Below are 18,897 nucleotides of genomic sequence, written 5' to 3'. Positions count from 1 at the left end.
GGGGGAAAGCTCCCCTCCGGCGTTCTTCCTCGGGAGGTTCACGAGCACCCATGTCCGCCACCGCTAACACCACCGCCCAGGCGCTGAGCGGCACCGGCGTCTCCGCCAGCACGGTGCACGCCAACCTCACCGCCTCCGGCCTCGTCGCCCACGCCATGCGCCGCGGCGAAGGCACGCTGTCCGCCGACGGTGCCTTCATCGGCATCACCGGCCAGCACACCGGCCGTTCCGTGCAGGACAAGTTCGTCGCCGACGACCCGGAGGTCACGAACGAGATCTGGTGGGGCAAGGTCAACCAGAAGCTCGAGCCCGCGAAGTTCGACCGCTTCACCGACCGCGTCCGCAGCTATCTCGGCAGCCAGCCCGAGCTGTTCACCGAGGACCTCTACGCCGGCGCCGATCCGACCCACCGCATCAAGGTGCGGCTGGTCACCACCAATGCCTGGCATGCGCTCTTCGCTCGCAACATGTTCATCCGTCCGCCGGCGGAGGAGCTGGCGGGCTTCCAGCCCGACTACGTGATCCTCCATGCCCCGGAGATGGAGGCCGATCCCGCCACCGATGGCGGCCGCCCGAACTCCACCACGCTGATCGCGCTGAGCTTCGCCAAGAAGGTGATCTGCATCGCCGGCACCTCCTACGCCGGTGAGATCAAGAAGAGCATCTTCACGGTGATGAACTGGATCCTGCCGGCCAAGGGCGTGCTGCCGATGCACTGCTCGGCCAATGTGGGCAAGGCGGGCGACACGGCGCTGTTCTTCGGCCTGTCCGGCACCGGCAAGACCACCCTGTCCTCCGACCCCGAGCGCGCGCTGATCGGCGATGACGAGCACGGCTGGTCCGACAAGGGCGTCTTCAACTTCGAGGGCGGCTGCTACGCCAAGGTCATCAAGCTGAGCCGCGAGGCCGAGCCGCAGATCTGGGACGCCTCCCACCGCTTCGGCACGGTGCTGGAGAACGTGGTCTCCGACGCGCGCGGCCAGCTCGACCTGGAAGACAACCGCTACACCGAGAACACGCGGTCCTGCTATCCGATCGAGTTCATCCCCAACACCGTGCCCTCCGGCATGGCGGATGTGCCGAAGAACGTGGTGATGCTGACGGCGGACGCCTTCGGCGTGCTGCCGCCGATCGCCCGCCTTTCGGCGGCGCAGGCGATGTACCACTTCCTCAGCGGCTACACCGCGCGGGTCGCCGGCACGGAAAAGGGCCTGGGCAAGGAGCCGCAGGCGACCTTCTCCACCTGCTTCGGCGCCCCCTTCCTGCCGCGCCACCCCGAGGTCTACGGCAAGATGCTGGCCGAGCTGATCGACCGGCACGGCGCCCAGGTCTGGCTGGTGAACACCGGCTGGACCGGTGGTGCCTACGGCACCGGCCACCGCATGAGCATCAAGCACACCCGTGCCCTGCTCCGCGCGGCGCTGGACGGCACGCTGGCCGGGGGCGAGTTCGAGACGGAGCCCTTCTTCGGGCTGCAGATCCCCAAGAGCGTCCCGGGCGTGCCCAGCGAGGTGCTGAACCCCCGCAACGCCTGGGCGGACGGCGCCGCCTATGACCGCACGGCGCGCGACCTGCAGGGCCGCTTCGAGAAGAACTTCGAGACCTTCGCGGGCGCGGTGGACGAGAGCGTCAAGGCGGCGGCGATCAAGGCCGCGGCCTGACCAAGGCGGGAAGGGGTTTCGCACCCCTTCCCATCCTGTTCTTCGGCCGGGTTCCGGGGGGGGGGCTCCCTCGGGGCCCGGCCGAAGTGCTTCCGGTCCCATCAACTCCGGGTGAGAAGGGCAGCTGTTCCGGGGCGGCTTGCCCGGTTCCGAACCATCATCCCGCCCCAGGCGCCGGGCCAGGTGAGCCCCGCGGCTTGATCTTCCCGCCCGTCGGGCGTGGCATGCCGGCATGCCCGATATCGCTTCCCTGCTCGACCGGTTCCTGGCCTTCCCGGCCGCCACCGCCCCGTCCTTCGCGGCGGATGGCCGCCTCCTGTTCCTCAACGACGTCGCCGGCTCGGCGCAGGTCTGGGAACTGCCCGCCGATGGTGGCCCAGCCCGGGCGCGCAGCAGCCACCGCGACACGGTCGCCTTTGTTGCGGGCAACCCCGCCGATGGCAGCGCGGTGTTCGGCCGCGACCAGGCCGGCGACGAGCGCGTGCAGCTCTACCTGCTCCCACCGGAGGGCGAGGCCCGCGCCCTGACTGCACAGCCCCGCACCATCCATGGCTGGGGCGCCATCTCGCCGGATGGCCAGCGACTCGCCTGCACGGCCAATACCCGCGACCCCGCCCATACCGATCCCTGCACGATCGACCTCGGCACCGGCGAAATCCGCCGCGTCAGCGAGGTGGAAGGGCCGCACGAACTGCCGGCTTGGCATCCCGATGGCCGTTCCGTGGTGCTGGCGACGGCGCCCCGGACCTTCGAGAGCGACCTGCTGCGCCTGGAACTGGACAGCGGCCGCACCACCGCCCTGACCCCGCATGCGGGCGACTGGCGGCACATGAACCCGCGCTGGCGCCGGGACGGGGGCGGCTTCTGGCTGCTCACCGATCGGGGCCGGGACTACCTGGGCGTGGCTTTCGCGGAGCCCGGCGGCGAGCCGCGCTTCCTCCACGCCCCCGAGGCCGATGTGGAGAAGCTGGAAGTTTCGCCCGATGGCCGCATCCTGGCAGCCGTGGTGAACGAGGGCGGCTGGTCGCGCCTGCGCCTCCTCGACGGCGAGAGCGGCGCGATGCTGGAGGAGCCCCCCCACCCCCAGGGCGTGATCACCAAGATCACCTGGCGGCCGGACGGAGCGGCGGTGGCTTTCGACCTCGCGCGCCCGACCCGTCCCTCAACCCTGTGGCTGTTCGAGCGCGGTGCTGCGGCCGCGGTTCCCCTTTTCGCCGCGGGGGATGCGCCCGCCGGAACCCGCGATTGGGACACGGTCAGCTTTCCCAGCCATGACGGCCGCCAGCTGCCCGCCTTTCTGGCCCTGCCGGAAGGGGCCCCGCCGGCGACCGGCTGGCCGGTGCTGGTCTGGGTGCATGGCGGCCCGGCGGCGCAGGCCCTGCCGAACTGGCGGCCGGACCTGCAGATGGTGCTGGCGCTCGGCATCGCCGTGCTGGTGCCCAATGTGCGAGGTTCCACCGGCTACGGCCGCGCCTATGCCGCTCTGGATGACCGCGAGAAGCGGCCGGACAGCGTGCGCGACCTCGCCTCCGCCCATGCCTGGCTGGCCGGGCAGGACCGCTTCGACGCGTCGCGCATCGCGGTGATGGGACAGAGCTATGGCGGCTGGATGGTTCTCGCCGCGGTGACGCGCTTCCCCGAGCTCTGGGCGGCTGGCGTCGATTTCTACGGCATCGCCCGCTGGAAGACATTCTTCGAGCGCACCGGTCCCTGGCGCATCGCCCACCGCGCCGCCGAGTACGGCGACCCCCTGGCCGACGCTGCCCTGCTGGAGGAGCTGTCACCGCTGAACGAGGTGGAGCGCATCCGCTGCCCGATGTTCGTGGCCCAGGGCATGACCGACCCGCGCGTCCCGCCCTTCGAGAGCGAGCAGATGGCCGAAGCCATCCGCCGCCGCGGCGTGCCGGTGGAATACCTGAGCTTCCCCGACGAGGGGCACGGCTTCCTGAAGCGCGACAACCGGCGCAGCGCCTATCGCGCCGTGGGCGCCTTCCTGCAAAGGCACCTGCTGGGCTGAGTGTCCGGGCCGGCCCGCGGCGACTTCCAGGAACCATTGAAGCCGCCGAGCGCGGTTCCACTCGGCCGGGTTCCCTGGCCGGAACTCCCGGCCGTCAGGACTTCCGGTGCTTCAACCGGCGCCCATGGAGGCGAAGTGGCGCCGCATCCGCTCGGCATCAGGCGTGATGCCGGTGAACAGGCGGAACGCTTCCACGGCCTGGAACACCGCCATGCCGCCGCCATCCAGCGTGCGGCAGCCGAGTGCCCGGGCCTGCCGCAGCAGCTCGGTTTCCAGCGGAAAGTAAACGATCTCCGACACCCAGAGCCGGGAGTGCAGCAGCGCCGCCGGCAAGGGCAGGCCGGGCAGCTTGGCCATGCCGGTGGGGGTGCAGTGGATCAGCCCGTCTGCCGCCGCCATCGCGGCGGGCAGGTCGCTGCCGGCCACCGCACGATTCTCGCCGAACTGCGTCGAGAGCTGCGCGGCCAGCGCCGCGGCCCGCGCCGGGTCCATGTCGAACAGGGTCAGCTGCCCGATCCCCAGCGTCAGCGCCGCATGCGCCACCGCCGCACCCGCGCCGCCCGCACCGAGCTGCACCGCTCGCCCGAGCGCGGCATCCGGCAGGCCGCGGCGGAACCCCTCGGCCCAGCCCCACCAGTCCGTGTTGTGGCCCACGGCGCGGCCGTCCCGCAGCACCACGGTGTTCACCGCGCCCAGGGCTGCCGCGTCAGGCGACAGCTCGTCCAGCAGGGGGATGATGGCCTGCTTGCAGGGATAGGTGATGTTCAGCCCCGCGAAGCCCATCCGCCGCGCTGCCAGCAACAGCTCGGGCAAGGCGTCCGGACCCAGCCCGAGCCGGTCCAGGTCGATCTTCTGGTACAGGACGCGGAGGCCCTGCTCATCACCTTCCCGCTCATGCATGGCGGGGGTGCGGGAGCCCTGGATGCCGGCCCCAATTAGCCCGGCCAGAACGGACTGTCCCTCGCGCGCGGTCACGGCGTGGCTGCCCGAAGGCTCGTGGCCGGCCGATGCGCGGCGGGTGCGCCGGCGAGGAGCGATGTCGTCCTGCCTTGCGGCGGCTGTGACGCTGAACGCAACGTGCTGTTCCTCCCTGGCAGGCTCGGAGCCCCGCTTATGAACCAAATGGTACATTAAGGGCAAGCGGATCGTGACCTGCAGCGGAGTCAGTCCGATGCATGCCGGGCGCGGCTGGTGCACGCGCAGTGGCTCCCACGATCCGGAAGCACGCCCCTTCGGGACAGCACGGCCGAGACAGCATGACCTCTGCGGCTCGAACGGCGCTGTACATGTCCGCCTGGGCCGGAGCCGCTGACCTGTGCGGCGGAACGGGCATTCGTCAAACCGGCCGAGCCGCTCCGGGGAACTGCGTCAGGCCGGGACGGAAACCCGGAGTGCCAGCGGGTCCAGCAGGCTCTCGATCTCCGCAGGCTCGTCCCAGGCCAGTCCCACCGAGAGCACGGTGACCCGCGCGCGAAAGGCCTGCGGCAGGCGAACGAAATCCTTGCGGGTGGTGACGGGAAGCGCCCGCAGCGCTTCCGCCTGGGCCAGCAGATCCCGCAGATCTCCGGCATCGTAGGGGTAGTGGTCGGCAAAGGCCGATCGGCCGGCGATCACCGCGCCGGCTTCCTGCAGGCTGCTGAAGAACTTGCGCGGGTTGCCGATGCCACAGAATGCGAAAACCGGCTGCCCTGCCAGCAGCGCCGCTTCCGGCCCCGGCACCAGCCGCGCCCGCAGCACGGGCAGGCCCGGCGGCAACCGCGCCAGGGCGCCGGTGGCGTCTTCGCCGATCAGCACGGCCGCTCGCGCACGGCGGGCCGCGTTCTCCACCGGCTCGCGCAGCGGACCGGAAGGGATGACCCAGCCATTGCCGAAGCCGTAGGACCCGTCGATCGCCAGCAGCGCGAGGTCCTTCTGCAAGGTGGGGTTCTGCAGCCCGTCATCCAGCACGATGGCCTGCGCCCCGGCCTCGATGGCGGCGCGCGCCCCGGCGGCGCGGTCGGCGGAAATCCAGGCCGGGCGCTCCGCCGCCAGCAGCAGCGCCTCGTCGCCCACCGCGCGGCTGTCGTGCTGCGCCGGGTCCACCCGCAGGGGCCCCTTCAGCTTGCCGCCATAGCCGCGCGACAGGAAATGCACCTCCACGCCGCGGCTGGCCAAGCGACGCCCGAGATCCAGCGCCAGGGTGGTCTTGCCCGCCCCGCCGGCAGTGACGTTGCCGCAGCAGATCACGGGAACCGGGGACTGCCAGCCCGGCCGGGCAACCCGCCGGGCGGTGGCGGAGGCGTAGAGGGCCGCGACGGGGGACAGGAGAAAGGGCAGCAGGCCCCCGCCGTCCCCGCTCCAGAAGTCGGGGGCACGCATGACGCTTCGTCCTCACTCCCCAGATGGGCACCGGCGAAGTTTCCGGCGAAACGCCTCAGCGGTCCGGCAGCAATGCCATGACCGCCTCCGCGACCGCCTCCGCCACGCCGGACGCCGCGGCCGCCACCTGGCCCGCCGCCCGGCGCAGCCCGGCCGCGCGTTCCGGCTCCGTTAGCACGGCGCCCACGGCATCCGCCAGCGCGGCCGCCCCGGGCCCCACCCGCAGCGCGCCGCCCGCGCTCAGCAGGCGCTCGGTGATCTCGGCGAAGTTGCCGGTATGGGGGCCCAACAGCACCGGGCAGCCCAGCCGCGCCGGCTCCAGGGGGTTCTGCCCGCCGCCCGGCGGCAGCAGCGACCGACCCACCAGCGCCGCCCCGGCCAGCCGGTAGAACAGCCCCAGCTCCCCCAGCGTGTCGGCGAGGAACAGGCCCGCCGCATCGCCCGGCAGTTCCCCCGCGCTGCGGCGGGTGGTGCCGGGCAGGTCCCGCGCCAGCGCCGCGCCGCGTTCCGGATGGCGCGGCGCGATCACCGTCAGCAGCCCCGGCAACCTGGTCGCCAGGCGCGCATGCGCTTCGGCCACCACGGCTTCCTCGCCCGGATGGGTGCTGGCGGCGAGCCAAACGGGCCGCGTGCCGAGGCGGGCGCGCCACCGCGCCAGCTCGGCCTCCTCCACCGGCAGGGGCGGGGAAGCGTATTTCAGGTTGCCCGCCGCCCGCGCCGTCGGGGCGCCGAGGGCACGCAGCCGCTCCGCATCCGCCTCGGTCTGCGCCAGCACGACCCGGAAGCCCGACAGCATCGTCCGCGCCATTCCGGGACACCAGCGCCAGGCCCGGGCGGAGTGCGCCGACAGCCGGGCATTGACCAGGGCCAGGGGCACCCCCTGCGTCCGCGCGGCGGCGAGCAGGTTCGGCCACAGCTCGCTTTCCACGAACACCGCCGCGTCCGGCCGCCAGCCGTCCAGGAAGCGCCCCGCCCAGCCCGGCACGTCCAGCGGCACGAAACGGTGCTGCACCCGTCCGGCCAGCGCGGGCGGCAGCCGGTGTCCCAGCAGCTCGGCCGAGGTGACCGTACCGGTGGTGACCAGGAAGCGCAGCGCCGGCCGCCGCTCGGCGAGGATCTCCAGCAGCGGCAGGATCGACAGGCTTTCCCCCACGCTGGCCGCATGCAGCCAGAGCAGGGTGCCCACCGGCCGGTCCGCGCCTTCGCCCCGCCGCTCGCCGAGGCGGCCGGCCACCTCCTTGCCCCGCCGCACCCGCCCGCGCAGGTGCAGCCGCCAGAGCGGCGCGCTCAGCCGTGCCGCCACCGACCAAGCCAAGCTGGCGGGCGTCGCCGACCGCGGCTGCGGCGCCGTCATCCCGGCCAGCGGTCCAGCTCCGGCACGGGCTGCCCGGCGACCCAGGCATCGGCGATGGCGCAGGCCTCGTTCATGCCCGCGGCGATGGCCTGCAGGGCGGTGCCGGCTTCGTCGCGCGACACGGATACGGTGGGGCGCACCACCACCACGCCGCGGCTGAACGGCAGGGGCAGCACCATCCGGTCCCAGGAGCGCAGCACGATCCGCCGCGAGGTGGCCGCGGCGCAGGGCACCACCGGCACGCCCGCCAGGGCGGCGATCTGCGCCACCCCCGCTGCCGCCACCCGGCGCGGGCCGCGCGGCCCGTCCGGGGTGATGGCCACCATGTCGCCGCCTTCCAGCAGCCGCAACAGCGCGATCACCCCAGCCGTCCCGCCCCGCGAGGTGGAGCCGTGCACCGTTTCCAGCCGGAAGCGCGACACGACGTCACCGATGGCCCGGCCATCCCGGTGCCGGGACACCAGCACATGCGCCCGGTGCGCCGCCAAGCTGGGGAACTTTCGCCGGGCCAGGCGCCATAGCATCGGCATCATCGGCAGGCGTTCGTGCCAGAAGCTGGCGACCAGCGGCAGGCCCGGTTCGGCCACCCAGGCCACGTCGCGCGCGCCCAGCAATGTCCAGCGCGTGGTGGCGTAGGTGAAGGCGAGATAGAGGCCGATCAGGCGCGCCGCCAACGCGAGCGTCGCGGGATGGCGCAGCAGGCGCTTGAGCATGGCGTGCCGGGCTAGCACGCCGCGCCGGAGCGGTCACGCTACTCTGGATTGGGTGGAACGCCGCGGTTTCGCGTCGCTTGGCGGCGGCAGGCACCCTCGCCCGACCGGGGGCGGACATGGAAAGGGCCGGGTTCCTCGCGGAACCCGGCCCCCGATGCTGCAACGCGCTGGGTTCAGCGCGCCTGCTGGATGGCGGACACCTGCCAGCCCTGGGCGCCGCCCGGCCGGCGGGTGAAGGTCCACAGTTCCGTCACCGTCTGCCGCGCTTCGGGATCGCCCTCGACCACCCGGCCGGCGGTGTCGCGGGTCACGTCCACCAGGCTGAAGCGCATCGCGACGGTGGCGTAGTCCTGGCCCTGCTCGCGCCAGGCCTCGGACAGGTCGCCGGCTTCCAGCCGTACGTCGCGCGTCTCGTTGCGCCAGCCGCGGGCGGACAGGTCGCGCAGGTCGCCGGCGAAGTAGCGGGCCATCTCCGGCGTTGCCAGCCGCTCCAGCGTCGCCGTGTCGCCGCGCGACCAGGCGGCGTTCACCTCCACCAGCGCGCGCTCGAAGCTCTCGAAGTCGGCGGGGGTGACCTGCAGCGGCGTGGAGGCCGGCGCGCCGCCGGGCATCGCGCCCGCCATGCCGCCGGCCGCGCTCGGCTGCATGTCGCGGGCGTAGCCGCGCGGCGCCGCCCCGGCCACGGCCGGCATCAGGCCGCTCTGCGCCGCGGCGCGGCGGCGGAAGAAGCGCATCACCAGCATCGCCGCGCCGACGATCAGGGCGATCTGCAGCAGGAAGCCCAGGAAGCCTGCGCCGCCCGACATGCCGCCGAAGGCACCGTGGCCGAACAGCATGCCGGCGATGCCGGCGCCCAGCAGCCCGCCCGCGAGCCCCGAGAAGAAACCGCCGCCGAAGCCGCTGCGCACGGGGGCGGGGGTGTAGTTCGGGCGGCTCGCCTGACCGTAGCCGGGCGTCGTGGCACCGCCGCGCGGGGCTTCCGTGCGGTTGAAGGTGCTGCCGCCATTCGGCGCGGTGCTGGTGGAAGGCGGCGCGCTGTAGGAGCGGCTGCCGCGGCTGCCCGAGGAGAAGCCGCCGCCCGGGCGCGCATCTGCGGTCATGGGGGCCACCGTCATGGCGACCACGGCGAGCGCGGCCAGCAGGCGGGAACCGCGGCGAACGGAAAGGGTCATGGGCCGATGCTCCCGAGGGGAATCTGACATGGCTGTAATATAGTATGTTCCGAGCCGGTTGCACCCTCCTCTTCGCGCCGCGGCCACGATCCCCGCCCTGCGGGCTTCCGCGGGGTCCGGCACTGGCGGCGAAGGAGGGGGCGCTGGGGGAGCAGGGCGGCGATGGGCGGCTCTGGTTCTCCAACCGACAGCCGTGGGCAGAGCCGCTGCCGCGGGGCCGGTCTGGCCCGCCGCGCTGCCTTCAGCGCAGCACGCCGTTCTCGGGGTGCAGCGCTGCAGGCAGCTCGGCCTCGCCCAGGCATTCCAGGAGGTCGATCTCCACCATCCGGGTCATGGCGCTCAGGGGCAGGTCGTTCTGCGCCAGGCCGAAGGGCTCCTCCAGCTCGTCGCTCAGGGCTTCCAGGCCGAACAGCGTATAGGCCAGGATCGCCGTCACCAGGGGCGTGAAGAAGCCCAGCGTCCCCACGAAGCCGAAGGGCAGCAGCAGGCAGAACAGCCAGGCCGACCGGTGCAGCAGCAGCGAATAGGCGAAGGGCATGGGGGTGGTGAGGATGCGCTCCGCCCCCGACTGCACCGCCGCCATCCCGTCCAGCCGCTTCGCCAGGGAGGCATAAAGGATATCGCTGAGCTGCCCGCGCCGGAGGCAGGCGACCAGCTCCGCCGTTTGCGCCTGCAGGATGGCGTTGCCGGGGTTGCGCTTGCCTCCGAGTGCCGCGGCCTCGGCCGGCGGCAGCCAGGGGGCGGCCGCGACGGGGCCGTCGCCATGGCGCAGCCGGACCTCCAGCCAGTGCACGAAGCCCACCACGCGCCGCACCAGCCGGCCGCGCAGCGCCGCCTCGGTGGCGGGCAGGAGCTCGGCGGCGTCGCGCCCGAAGCCGCGGGCTTCCACGATCAGCCGGCCCCAAAGGGTCCGGGCCTCCCACCAGCGGGCGTAGCAGGTGCTGGCGCGGAAGCCGAAGAAGATGGAAAGAGTCAGCCCCAGCACGGAAAAGGGCGCCGCCGTGATCTCGGGGAAGCGCTCGATCACCCGGTCCAGCCAGGCCAGCAGGGTCGCCAGCAGTGTCAGGGCGCCGACCCGCAGCGCGATCCGCGGCAGGATGGAGCCGTGCAGGGCGAAAAGAAGGTCGGAACTCGTCGGCCGGGGGCGGATGATCATGGCCCGTCGCTCATAGCCTCCGCCTGCCGCGCTGACCCGTGCAAGGAGAACGGCGCAGCCCTCGGCCAGCGGGAGGGCCGCGACGGGCAGGGGCGCGCGGCGGGGCGGTGCAAAGCTTCGACGGTGGTGGCAAACTCCCCTAACCAGGGCCGGCGAGCCTGCCGGCCCTTCGGCGCGGCGGCCCGCCCGGTCCCGACCCCGCCCAGAATGAGGACATGCCGATGCCGCCGGTCACCAATGTCGAGGACCTGCGCCTGCTGGCCAAGCGGCGCATCCCGCGCGCCATCTTCGAATACGCCGACCGCGGCTCCTATGACGAGAACACCTTTCGGGCGAACCGCGAGGATCTGCATGCGCTGAAGCTGCGGCAGCGTGTGATGATCGACGTGTCCGACCGCCAGCTCGGCTCCACCATGCTGGGCGAGCCGGTGAGCATGCCCGTGGCCATCGCCCCTACCGGGCTGACCGGTCTGTTCCACGCTGATGGCGAGATCCTGGGCGCCCGGGCGGCGCAGCGCTTCGGCATCCCCTTCTGCCTGTCCACCATGTCCATCTGCTCCATCGAGGACGTGGCGGCGGCGGTGAGCAAGCCCTTCTGGTTCCAGCTCTACGTGATGCGCGACCGCGGCTTCGCGAAGTCGCTGGTGGAGCGGGCCATCGCCGCGAAATGCTCCGCCCTGGTGCTGACGCTGGACCTGCAGATCCAGGGGCAGCGGCATCGCGACATCAAGAATGGGCTGGCGGTGCCGCCCAAGCTGACGCTGGCCAACGCGCTGGACATCGCCACCAAGCCGGCCTGGGCGCTGAAGGTGCTGCGCGGCAAGCGCAAGAGCTTCGGCAACCTGGCGGAGTTCGTGCAGGGCGGGCGCAACATCACCACGCTGAGCCAGTGGATCGCCGGGCAGTTCGACCCCTCGCTGAGCTGGAAGGACGTGGCCTGGATCCGCTCGCTCTGGCCGGGCAAGCTGATCCTCAAAGGCATCCTGGACATCGAGGATGCCCGCATCGCTGCCGATTGCGGCGCCGACGCGATGGTGGTGTCCAACCACGGCGGCCGGCAGCTGGACGGCGCGCCCTCCTCCATCTCCGTGCTGCCCTCCATCGTGGAGGCGGTGGGCGACCGGACGGAGATCCTGTTCGACGGCGGCATCCGCTCCGGCCAGGACGTGCTCAAGGCGCTGGCCATGGGGGCGCACGGCACGATGATCGGCAAGGCCTGGCTCTACGGCCTCGCCGCGGGTGGTGAGGCGGGCGTGACCCGCGCGCTGGAGATCATCCGCAAGGAGCTGGACGTCAGCATGGCGCTGACCGGCACCAGGGACCTGTGCGAGGTCACGCCGGCCGTGCTGCATAAGCCCAAGTCGGACGACGTGGTGCGGCCCGGCGGGCCGCGGCTGGCGGCCTAGCTCCGCCGGACGGCGGCTGCGCGTCCCGCCGGGCGCACGGCCGTGCGGGGGCCCCCTTGGCTCGCGTCGCAGGCCGTGCCGGGCTTCCACGTCGCCCGGGACTGTCCCGGCTGTTCCGCCGCCATTCGTGGACACCCGGGCTGCGCAACTGCCGCCTTTGCGGCCACGTTTGGCGGGAATGCGTATCCACGTCATCGAATGCGGCTGCATGCGTCCCCTGGGCGGCAAGCTCTGGGACGGGAACACGCCCGGCCTCGGCCCGGCGCACCTGGCCTGCCGCTGCCTGCTGGCGGAAACCGAGGCCGGGCTGGTGCTGGTGGATACCGGCTTCGGCATGGGCGACGTCAACCGGCCGGTGCCGCGCATCAGCCGGCCCTTCCTTTACGCCGACCGCCCGTCGCTGGAAGCCGACCAGACCGCGCTGTCGCGCATCCGCCAGCTCGGGCTCGACCCGCGCGACGTGCGCCACATCGTGATGACGCATCTGGACTTCGACCATGCCGGTGGCATCTCCGACTTCCCGCGCGCCGCCGTGCACGTCCATGCCGCCGAGGCCGCCGCCGCCCGGGAGCGCCGCGGCACCATCGGCCAGCTGCGCTGGCGGCCGCAGCAGCTGACCTCGCCCATGCGGGAATACGCCACGGGGACGGAAAGCTGGTTCGGCCTGCCGGCGATCGGCGGGCTGCATGGCTTGCCGCCCTCCTTCCGGCTGGTGCCGCTGCCCGGCCATACGCCCGGCCATTGCGGCGTGGCGATCGACACCGGGCAGGGCTGGGTGCTGCATGCCGGCGACGCCGTGTTCATGCATTCCGAGCTGGACGAGGACCCGCGCTGCCCGCCGCTGTCGCGCGCCTACCAGGACGTGATGGAGAGCGACCGCGCCGCGCGGCTGACCACCCAGGCCCAGTTGCGACGGCTGAAGCGTGAGCACGGAGACGAGGTGACGATCCTTTGCACCCACGACCCCGTCACCCCGCCGGCCGCGCTGCGCTTCGCCCGGGCGCCCGCTGCCCTGCCGGGCGTCGCCTGATGTCCGCTGAGAGCCCCGGGGCCGCCGCCACCGCGGGAGCTTCCGCCGGGGTGCGCAGCGTCCGCCGGCTGCACCCGGCCATCCGGCACGACATCGGCGACCTCGTGACCCGGCGCCCGCTGCCCGGGCCGGGGATCGAGATGCTCGACCCCTTCCTGTTCCTCAACCACCACGGGCCGCAGTTCTATCCGCCCAACAACCGCGGCCTGCCCTTCGGCCCGCACCCGCATCGCGGCTTCGAGACGGTGACCTTCATCCTCCAGGGCGAGCTGGCGCATCACGACAGCGGCGGGCACGAGAGCATCATCGCCGCCGGCGGCGTGCAGTGGATGACCGCCGGGCGCGGGCTGGTGCATGCGGAACTCTCGCCCGAGCGCTTCGAGCGGGAGGGCGGGCCGCTGGAGATCCTGCAGCTCTGGCTCAACCTGCCGGCGCGGCTGAAGCGGGTGCCGCCGCGCTACCGCGGCCTGCAGGCGGCGGAGATCCCGGTGCTGTCCGCCGATGGCGGGCGCGCCGCGGTGAAGCTGATCGCCGGGTCCTGGGACGGGCGCTCCGGCCCCGTGCAGCCGATCTTCGACGTGTCCATGGCCGTGCTGGAACTGGCGCCGGGCGGGCAGCTGCGCCTGCCGGTGGCGGCGGCACGCAGCGTGTTCCTTTACCTCGTGCGCGGCACGGTGGTGGTGGCCGGCACGGAGGTCCCGCCCTGCCACCTCATGGAGCTGAATGGGGACGGCGACGCCGTGGAGATCGAGGGCCGCTCCGACGCCGTGCTGCTCTTCGGCCACGCCGAGCCCTTCGGCGAGCCTGTGGTGGCGCAGGGCCCCTTCGTGATGAACACGCGCGAGGAGATCATCCAGGCCGCCCGCGACTACCGGGACGGCCTGTTCGGCGCCGATCCGCCCGGGGCCGCGCGCTAGGCCGCGGCCCGTTCAGCCGCCCGCGATGGTCAGCCCCTCGACCCGCACGGTGGGGCTGTCAGTCCCGCGGCGGAAGCGCAGGTCGCTGGCCGGGGTCATCGCGCGGAACATGTCGCGCAGGTTGCCGGCGATGGTCAGCTCGCTCACCGGTTCGGCCAGGGCGCCGTTGCGAATCATGAAGCCGGCGGCGCCGCGGCTGTAGTCGCCGGTCAGGCCGTTGACGCCCATGCCGATCAGCTCAGTGACGTAGATGCCCTCCGTGATGTCGGCCATCAGCTCGGCCGGGCTCAGCGTCCCCGGTTCCAGCCACAGGTTGGTGGTGCCGGGGGAGGGCGGTCCGGACACGCCGCGGCTGGCATGGCCGGTCGAGGCGAGGCCGAGCTGCCGGGCGGAGCGCCAGTCCAGGATCCATGTGGTCAGCACCCCGTTCTCCACCACCGCGCGGGGCTGGCCCGGCAACCCCTCGCCGTCGAAGGGGCGGGAGCGCAGGCCGCGCGGGCGGGTCGGGTCGTCGCGCACACACAGCCCGCGCGCCAGCACGGGCTGCCCGAGCGCGTCGCGCAGGAAGGAGGTGCCGCGCGCCACCGCGGCGCCGTTGATGGCCGCCGAAAGGTGCCCGAGCAGCGAGGCGGCCACGCGCGGGTCGTAGACCACCGGCAGCCGCGCCGTGGCGGGGCGGCGCGGGTTGAGCCGGCGCACCGCCCGCTCCCCGGCATTGCGGCCGAGGGTGGCGGGGTCCTCGAGGTCGCCGAGATGCACGGCGGAGGAAGCGTCGTAGTCCCGCTCCATTCCCGTGCCGGACCCGGCCAGGGCGGACACCGAGAGGCTGTGGCCGGTGCGGGCATAGGCCCCGGCGAAGCCGGCCGAGGACACCAGCGCCACCGCGGTGCGGGACCAGCCGGCCTCGGCGCCTTCGGAGTTGGACACGCCCGGCACGGCGCGGGCGGCGTCCTCGGCCATCGCGGCGCGCTCGGTCAGGGCGGCGACGTCGGGCTCGGCGGGGTCTTCCAGGTCCAGGGCGGGCGGCGTGAAGCGGGGCGTATCCGGCGGCAGGCCGGCGAAGCGGTCTTCCGGCACGGCGCGGGCCATGGCCACGGCGCGCTCCGCCAGGGCCGCGAAGCCGCGCGGGTCGGGGTCGGTGGAGGAAACGATGGCCTGCCGCTGCCCCACGAAGACGCGCAGGCCGAGGTCCAGCTCCTCCGCCCGCTCCACCTTCTCCACGGCGCCCAGGCGCCGCGCCACGGAGAGCGAGGCGCCGCGGGCCAGGATGGCATCCGCCGCGTCCGCCCCCGCCGCGCGCGCGGCGGCCACCAGCGCTTGCAGGCGGTCGAGGCTCTCGCCCTCCGTCACGCCGCCAGCTTCTCGACGATGGCGGGCAGGCCGGGAACCTTGCCGGCCGGGCCGAGCGCGGCCAGCGTCGGGCGGCCGCGGAAGGCTGCGGCCGCGGCGGCCTGGACCTGCTCCACCGTGACGGCGGCGATCTTGGCCTTGGTTTCCTCCACGGGGACGATGCGGCCGTGCACCTGCAGCTGGCGGGCGATCTGCTCGCAGCGGCTGCCGGTGGATTCCAGGCTCATCAGCAGGGAGGCGCGCAGCTGCGCCTTGGCGCGGTTCAGCTCCTCCTCCGTCACCGTGCTCTGCACGAGGCGCAGCTGTTCCAGCGTCACCGGCACCAGCTCGGCGGCTTGGTCCTCGCCGGTGCCGGCGTAGATCGCCAGCATGCCGCTGTCCCGGAACGGCGAGTGGAAGGAGTAGATCGAGTAGACCAGCCCGCGCTTCTCGCGGATCTCCTGGAACAGGCGTGAGGACATGCCGCCGCCCAGCAGGCCGGAGAGCAGCATGGTCGGGTAGTAGAGCGGCTCCCGGTAGGCGGGGGCGGGGAAGCCCAGCACCACGTGCACCTGGTCGAGGTCGCGCTCCTCGCGGAACTCGCCGCCGGTGTAGCGGGCGGGCTCGGCGTCGTGCGCGTCGGCGGTGGGCAGGTCGGCGAAGTGGCGGCGGGTGAGCTCCACCAGCGTCTCGTGCTCCAGCGCGCCGGCGGCGGCCACCACCATGCGCGAGGGGCCGTAGTGACGGCGCATATAGCCGCGCAGCGCCTCGCCCGGCATGGATTCGATGATCTCGGCCGGGCCCAGGGTGGGGCGGCCCATCGGCTGGTCGCCGTAGGCGGTGGCCTGGAAGTGGTCGAACACGATGTCGTCGGGCGTGTCGTTGGCCTGCCCGATCTCCTGCAGGATCACGCCGCGCTCGCGCTCCACTTCCTCGGGCACGAAGGTGGAATGGGTGAGGATGTCGCCGAGGATGTCGGCCGCCAGCGGCAGGTCGTCCTTGAGCACCTTGGCGTAGTAGGCGGTGTTCTCGCGCGCCGTGTAGGCGTTGAGCTGGCCGCCGACATCCTCGATCTCGCGCGCGATGGCGGCGGCGTCACGCTTCTCGGTGCCCTTGAAGGCCATGTGCTCGAGGAAGTGGGACACGCCGTTCTCGGGGGCGGCTTCGTCGCGCGTGCCGGCGTGGACGTAGGCGCCGATGGACACGGTTTCCACCCGCGGCATGGTGTCGGACACAACGGTGAGGCCGTTGGGGAGCTGCGTCAGGCGCACGGCGTCGGTCATGCAGGTCGGGTCTTTCGAGCGGGCCGGGGCGCGGGGGTGGCGGGGGCGCGCACCGGCAGGGATGGGCTGCCCATAGATGTAGTGCGGGACCGCGCCGGGCGCGACGGGTGGCGCCGCGATGGAAAGGCGCCGGGTGGCCGAGGCGGCCCTCGCCTTACTTCCTTACTCTCTTACTTCCTTACCGGGCAGCGCCCCTTTCGGGCTGCTTCCGGCTGATATGTTCAACAATATCAGATACTTCAGAGAAAGGCAAGGAAAGCGGCATGGCAGATTCCGCCGAAAGTGGCACGAAGAGCGGAATCTGGCACAGCGCGGCCGGAAAAAGCGGCCGGAAAACCGGCCGGCGCCGGGGGAAAGGGGCCCCGCCCGGCCCAGGGCGCGGGCGGGACGGGCGAGGCACCAAGCCGCCACGCGGTGGTGGGCCAGGCCCGTGGTCGCAGGTGCCGCGGCGGGCGGGTTGCCGGCGCCGGCCAGGGCCTTCTGCGCCCGGCCGATCACCTGCTGCGCCGCGGGTTGGAGGACGCGCCCTGGTCTCGCCGCGACCGGTTCTGAGCCGGTCGCGCCGCCAGGGGGGTGGTTTTCCCCTGGCGGCGGTGGGTCCGGGGGGCAGGGCGCCGGTGGCCGGCCCCCCGCCTCGCGCTGCCGGGCTGCGGCCGCGCTTCAGCGCAGGAGGATTTCCACCCGGCGGTTCTGCGGCTCGCGCACGCCGTCGGCGGTCTGCACCAGCGGGCGGCTCTCGCCGAAGGCCTGGATCACCATGCTGGAGCGGGCGACGCCCTGGCGCGCCAGCTCGGCGGCCACGACCTCGGCCCGGCGCTGGCTCAGGCGCTGGTTGTACTGCGGCGTGCCGGAACGGTCGGTGTGGCCGGCCACCTCGATGCGGGTGGTGCCGTTGCCGCTGGCGGACTGGGCGGCCTCGGCCAGGATCTGCCGGGCGCGGTCGGTCAGGTCGGAACGGTCCCAGTCGAAGAACACCAGGTAGGTGCGGGCGGTGGGGGCCAGCGCCGGCACGGGGGCCACGGCGACGGGGGCCGGGCGCGGCTGGTTGAAGGCGTAGCGCAGGCCGACCAGCAGGGAGTGGTTGTTCAGGGTGCCGCCGTCGAAGTTGCCCTGCGACACCGTGCGGCCGGCCGTGTCCGAGAAGCGGCCGCTCTGCCGCTGGTTGGGCGAGCCGAAGTAGCGGTATTCCGCCGTCACCGCGAGGCCGGGCACCGCCTGGATCGGGTAGGCCGCGCCGAGGATCGCCTGGTAGGCGATGTGGCCATCCACGTCCTGGAAGGTCACGGTGTCGCCGCCGGGGGCGGCGCGGGTGCCGCGGATGTTGTTGTACTCGCTCCAGGCATAGCCGACGCCGGCGCCGACATAGGGCTGCAGCGGGAAGTTCGGGATCGCGAAGTCGTACAGCACGTTGAACATGGCGCCGTACTGGCGGACCTTGCCGTCCACGCGGTTGAAGCGGTTGGTCAGGTTGCCGCCGCCGTAGCCGCGGATGCTGTCGGCCTCGTTCTGGCGGTAGTTGCCTTCCAGTTCCAGGCGCAGGCCGTTGCCGAAGCCGTAGCCCACGGAGCCCAGGCCGACCCAGCCGACATCGTGGCCGACGCGGCCGTCGCGCGAGGCGCCGAAGCTTTGCACGAAGTCGCGGTTGGCGCGGATCGCGTCCATGTCGCGGTCCTGCAGGAAGTTCACACCCGCGCCGCCAGCAATATAGACGCCGCTCACGGGCTGGGCGGGCGCCTGGGCCAGGGCGGCGGCGGGCGCGAGCAGCACGGTGGCAGCGAGCAGCAGGCGTTGCAATGACATCAAGGACTTCTTTCCCGGTGGTGAAGCGCCTGCGGGCGGAGGGCCGCCGGAACAGGTGCGATGACCGGCTGCGTCGGGACGGTGGGTCCCACGCTCGCGGTGGGCGCGGACCTACCCGGGATCATCTCTTTAAGAAAGCGACGTTGCAAAAATTAGCTGTAACGTCCCTGTCAACTTCCTGTGGCCGGCGGGAGGTGCAACCGGAAGGCGAGCCGTGCCCCCGGAAGGCCGGGGTGCCGGGGCGGGGATGGCGCGGGCGGCGGTTGGAAGCGCCGCCGCCGCCCGCTATCACCCCCTTCCGGCGCCCGGCGCCAACCCGGAACACGCAAGGCCAGAGTGATGACCGACGACACCCCGCCCGACCGCCTCGCCACCAATCCGCGCAGCCCCTTCTACAACGCGGCGCTGCTGGAGCGCGGCGTCGGCATCCGCTTCAAGGGCGTCGAGAAGACCAATGTGGACGAGTACTGCGTCAGCGAGGGCTGGGTGCGCCTGGCCATCGGCAAGAGTGTGGACCGGCACGGCAACGCCATGACCATCAAGCTGCAGGGCACGGTGGAGCCGTATTTCCGCGACACCAAGGGCTGAGCGCTGCCGGCGGGGCGGCCGCCTTGGCTGCCGGGGGCGCCCGCCGCCGGGCCGCGGCGTGACGGCGGCGCGCGACCTGCTACACCGGGCGCCGATGCGGGCCGGGGCGGCGG

General features: G+C 72.9%; 15 protein-coding genes. 6 read left to right on the top strand and 9 right to left on the bottom strand.

The features are described from left to right. Positions 1 to 50 precede the first annotated feature (50 nt). Both pckA and ACLIBK_RS03150 read left to right on the top strand, forming a co-directional pair. Complete coding sequence (gene pckA, locus ACLIBK_RS03155; RefSeq protein ID WP_415385766.1) at positions 51 to 1,661, top strand: phosphoenolpyruvate carboxykinase (ATP); 1,611 nt, start codon at positions 51 to 53, stop codon at positions 1,659 to 1,661. A 232-nt stretch (positions 1,662 to 1,893) separates the two neighbouring features. Continuing rightward, positions 1,894 to 3,678, top strand: coding sequence for a S9 family peptidase (locus tag ACLIBK_RS03150; protein ID WP_415385765.1), 1,785 nt, complete (start codon positions 1,894 to 1,896; stop codon positions 3,676 to 3,678). Between the two features lie 111 nt (positions 3,679 to 3,789). On the opposite strand, the gene ACLIBK_RS03145 is transcribed toward ACLIBK_RS03150, so the two are convergent. The 6 genes from ACLIBK_RS03145 to ACLIBK_RS03120 all read right to left on the bottom strand — a co-directional run bounded on the left by ACLIBK_RS03145 (position 3,790) and on the right by ACLIBK_RS03120 (position 10,431). After that, entirely contained in the window at positions 3,790 to 4,653 is an 864-nt protein-coding gene (locus ACLIBK_RS03145; protein WP_415385764.1) for a shikimate dehydrogenase, read from the bottom strand. Positions 4,654 to 5,046: 393 nt separating this feature from the next. Beyond that, positions 5,047 to 6,036, bottom strand: coding sequence for a tetraacyldisaccharide 4'-kinase (gene lpxK, locus ACLIBK_RS03140; RefSeq protein ID WP_415385763.1), 990 nt, complete (start codon positions 6,034 to 6,036; stop codon positions 5,047 to 5,049). A 55-nt stretch (positions 6,037 to 6,091) separates the two neighbouring features. Further along, complete coding sequence (locus ACLIBK_RS03135; RefSeq protein WP_415385762.1) at positions 6,092 to 7,390, bottom strand: 3-deoxy-D-manno-octulosonic acid transferase; 1,299 nt, start codon at positions 7,388 to 7,390, stop codon at positions 6,092 to 6,094. Next, the gene (locus ACLIBK_RS03130; protein ID WP_415385761.1) at positions 7,387 to 8,103 is read right to left on the bottom strand and encodes a lysophospholipid acyltransferase family protein; all 717 of its coding nucleotides are present in this window, start codon (positions 8,101 to 8,103) and stop codon (positions 7,387 to 7,389) included. Before ACLIBK_RS03130 ends, ACLIBK_RS03135 begins: the two co-directional genes overlap by 4 nt. A 173-nt stretch (positions 8,104 to 8,276) precedes the next feature. After that, positions 8,277 to 9,275, bottom strand: coding sequence for a Tim44 domain-containing protein (locus ACLIBK_RS03125; RefSeq protein ID WP_415385760.1), 999 nt, complete (start codon positions 9,273 to 9,275; stop codon positions 8,277 to 8,279). 241 nt (positions 9,276 to 9,516) lie between these two features. Then, positions 9,517 to 10,431 (bottom strand): bestrophin family protein, encoded by a 915-nt coding sequence (locus ACLIBK_RS03120; RefSeq protein WP_415385759.1) that lies wholly within the window; start codon positions 10,429 to 10,431, stop codon positions 9,517 to 9,519. A 215-nt stretch (positions 10,432 to 10,646) separates the two neighbouring features. Here ACLIBK_RS03120 and ACLIBK_RS03115 point away from each other — a divergent pair, with 215 nt between their 5' ends. The 3 genes from ACLIBK_RS03115 to ACLIBK_RS03105 all read left to right on the top strand — a co-directional run bounded on the left by ACLIBK_RS03115 (position 10,647) and on the right by ACLIBK_RS03105 (position 13,784). Then, positions 10,647 to 11,837, top strand: a complete 1,191-nt coding sequence (locus tag ACLIBK_RS03115; protein WP_415385758.1) for an L-lactate dehydrogenase — start codon at positions 10,647 to 10,649, stop codon at positions 11,835 to 11,837. A gap of 208 nt (positions 11,838 to 12,045) precedes the next feature. Continuing rightward, positions 12,046 to 12,867, top strand: a complete 822-nt coding sequence (locus tag ACLIBK_RS03110) for an MBL fold metallo-hydrolase (protein WP_415385757.1) — start codon at positions 12,046 to 12,048, stop codon at positions 12,865 to 12,867. Then, positions 12,867 to 13,784, top strand: a complete 918-nt coding sequence (locus ACLIBK_RS03105; protein WP_415385756.1) for a pirin family protein — start codon at positions 12,867 to 12,869, stop codon at positions 13,782 to 13,784. The genes ACLIBK_RS03110 and ACLIBK_RS03105 overlap by 1 nt, the downstream gene beginning before the upstream one ends. A 12-nt stretch (positions 13,785 to 13,796) precedes the next feature. Here ACLIBK_RS03105 and ACLIBK_RS03100 read toward each other — a convergent pair whose 3' ends face one another. The 3 genes from ACLIBK_RS03100 to ACLIBK_RS03090 form a co-directional block, all read right to left on the bottom strand. Further along, a complete protein-coding gene (locus ACLIBK_RS03100) occupies positions 13,797 to 15,134 on the bottom strand; it encodes a TldD/PmbA family protein (RefSeq protein WP_415385755.1) in 1,338 nt (445 codons plus the stop codon). Then, positions 15,131 to 16,396, bottom strand: a complete 1,266-nt coding sequence (locus tag ACLIBK_RS03095) for a M16 family metallopeptidase (protein WP_415385754.1) — start codon at positions 16,394 to 16,396, stop codon at positions 15,131 to 15,133. The genes ACLIBK_RS03100 and ACLIBK_RS03095 overlap by 4 nt, the downstream gene beginning before the upstream one ends. Before the next feature lie 660 nt (positions 16,397 to 17,056). Beyond that, positions 17,057 to 18,196, bottom strand: a complete 1,140-nt coding sequence (locus ACLIBK_RS03090) for an OmpA family protein (protein WP_415385753.1) — start codon at positions 18,194 to 18,196, stop codon at positions 17,057 to 17,059. Positions 18,197 to 18,535: 339 nt separating this feature from the next. On the opposite strand from ACLIBK_RS03090, the gene ACLIBK_RS03085 reads away from it, so the two are divergent. Further along, the gene (locus ACLIBK_RS03085; RefSeq protein ID WP_415385752.1) at positions 18,536 to 18,784 is read left to right on the top strand and encodes a DUF3297 family protein; all 249 of its coding nucleotides are present in this window, start codon (positions 18,536 to 18,538) and stop codon (positions 18,782 to 18,784) included. Positions 18,785 to 18,897 lie beyond the last annotated feature (113 nt).

Source organism: Roseomonas sp. BN140053 (assembly GCF_047690175.1).
GTDB lineage: Bacteria > Pseudomonadota > Alphaproteobacteria > Acetobacterales > Acetobacteraceae > Roseomonas.
Note: the sequence above shows the minus strand (reverse complement) of the source record. Positions and strands in the feature narration are given on the sequence as shown.